General features: G+C 44.6%; 4 protein-coding genes and 1 pseudogene. 2 read left to right on the forward strand and 3 right to left on the reverse strand.

Annotation, left to right across the window (positions count from 1 at the left end; translation table 11 throughout):
* Positions 1-145 (forward strand): annotated as a pseudogene (locus PX481_RS19730) (serine protease); the annotation flags it as partial.
* A 76-nt stretch (positions 146-221) separates the two neighbouring features.
* A complete protein-coding gene (lptC, locus tag PX481_RS19735; protein ID WP_002762103.1) occupies positions 222-1,370 on the forward strand; it encodes an LPS export ABC transporter periplasmic protein LptC in 1,149 nt (382 codons plus the stop codon).
* 9 nt (positions 1,371-1,379) lie between these two features.
* On the opposite strand, the gene PX481_RS19740 is transcribed toward lptC, so the two are convergent.
* The 3 genes from PX481_RS19740 to PX481_RS19750 all read right to left on the reverse strand — a co-directional run.
* Entirely contained in the window at positions 1,380-1,550 is a 171-nt protein-coding gene (locus PX481_RS19740; RefSeq protein WP_288023409.1) for a hypothetical protein, read from the reverse strand.
* A gap of 40 nt (positions 1,551-1,590) precedes the next feature.
* Positions 1,591-1,896 (reverse strand): NADH-quinone oxidoreductase subunit NuoK, encoded by a 306-nt coding sequence (nuoK, locus tag PX481_RS19745; RefSeq protein WP_197533180.1) that lies wholly within the window; start codon positions 1,894-1,896, stop codon positions 1,591-1,593.
* 25 nt (positions 1,897-1,921) lie between these two features.
* The coding region (locus tag PX481_RS19750; protein WP_288095589.1) for an NADH-quinone oxidoreductase subunit J at positions 1,922-2,153 on the reverse strand (232 nt) is incomplete at its 5' end.

Genomic DNA, 2,153 nt, shown 5'->3' on the forward strand with positions numbered 1-2,153 from the left:
CCCCGTTAAAACCGCCGCCGATGTGCAGCAAGGTGTAGAAACCAGTGCGATCGGTGGTAATCTGGAAATCGAGATTAACCGCAGGGGTAAACAACAAACTCTCACCGTTCAACCGGGGGTTTTTCCCAGCAAAACTAGCGAGTGAACTACTTTCAACCGGTCAAGGGGCGACCCCTTACCCTAAACTGGGAGGAGAGAAAATAGCAGCGGAGCGATCGAAATTGAGGCAGCGGTTACAATTAAAACTATCAATTGGGCGCGGGGCTGCCCTTCTAATCGGTTTGCTGGGATTAACGGCCTGTCAACCGCCTGATCCGCCGACAATTTCGCCGACAGAATCGCCTAAAATTGAGGAAACTGGCCGCTTAATTCTCAATAATGCCACCTTAGAACAGGCTAACCCCTCCGGACAACCCCTCTGGAAAATTCAAGTCAAAAAAGCTACCTACACCCAAGACCAAAAAATCGCCCGTCTGGAAAATATCAAAGGTAATATCTATCAAGATGGGAAAGTGGTTTTACAGGTTAGTGCTGACCGCGGTGAAGTTTACAAGGAAGGCCAGGAAATTCTCCTCAAAGATAATATTGTGGCTGTGGATCCCCGCAATAAGGCCATTATTAACGCGCCGGAATTGCGTTGGCTACCCAAGGAGGGTGTTTTAATCTCCCCCAAAGGGATCAAAGGTAGTCATCTACAACTAGAAGCTAAGGCGCGCCAAGGACGCTACGACACGCGCCAAGAAAAACTAGAATTACAAGGTCAAGTGGTGGCTACCGCCAAGGAATCTCGTGTTGTCCTGCAAACCGAGCGCCTGTACTGGGAAATTCCGCAACAGGTCATTAGTACCGATCAAAAAGTCGCTTTTGATCGCTATATTAGTAAAACTATTATCGATCGCCTTACTGCTATCGGCGGTCGTTGGGAAAGAAAAAATAATCAGGTTATCCTGCAAGAAAACCTCGAATATCGCTCTTTAGAACCACCTTTACAGATTTCTGGTTCTCAGGCAATTTGGAACTATCAAAATCGTACCCTAACTTCCGATCGCCCCACGGAAATTTTTCAATATCAAGATCAAATCACTATTACTGGTAATCGTGTGGTGGTGGAATTAGGCAATCGTATCGCTTATCTCAAGGATGGGGTTAAGGGAATTAATCAGAAAACTGGGGCGCAATTGTATAGTCAGATCTTAACTTGGAAAATGTCGGAAAAAATTGTCGAGGCCGAGGGGAATATTATCTATGAACAACAGGAACCAAAATTTAATCTCACTGGCGATAAAGCGATCGGAACTTTAGAAGATAATAACATTGTTGTTAGTAGTAGCTCCCCCGATCGAGTTGTCACCGAGATTTATCCCCGTTAACAGGGAAAATTAGCCAAAAAAAACTCTCCCCAAAAAAGGGAGAGAGGGGGGGGAAATATTTAGGGTTTGCTGAAAAAGTTTTTCGTGGGGACAGGGTGTGGGGTGTGGGGTGTGGGGTGTGGGGTTCACCCCAATGGTCGGCACTTTTTGAGGGAAAAAAAGTTTAAAAACCTTATCCAACAAGGTTTTTAGATTTATTCAGCAAACCCTATTTAAAACCTTACCATTTGAGCAGGTTAAACTGTTCCATATCGATCGTGTCGCGGTTACGATAGATAGTCAGGATAATCGCTAAACCCACGGCTGCCTCGGCTGCCGCTACGGTAATCACGAAAATAGTAAAAATTTGGCCTCGGATATTAGCGGGGTCAAGATAGTTGGAAAAACCCATTAAGTTAATGTTAACGGAATTGAGCATCAATTCGATCGACATTAAAACCCGGACGGCATTGCGACTGGTGACTAAACCATAAATTCCGATACAAAATAAAGCCGCCGCTAATAACAAATAATACTCTAACTGAATCTGCATGATACCTCTTTCTTTGGTCTTATTTAGGGGCGGTTAATTCTCTAGGTCGTTCGGGTAATGTTAAGGCTGTGGCCGTAGGTTCTTCAGCTTTCAGGGTGGGGATAAGGTCACGACGAGCTAAAATAATTGCTCCGACCATGGCCATTAATAATAGCACGGAAGCTAATTCAAAGGGTAGCAAGAAATCACTAAAGAAATGCTTACCGATTTCTACTAAAGTATTAGTCACTACTGCGGGAGAAGTGCTAGAA

Source organism: Microcystis sp. M53603_WE2 (genome assembly GCF_030065435.1).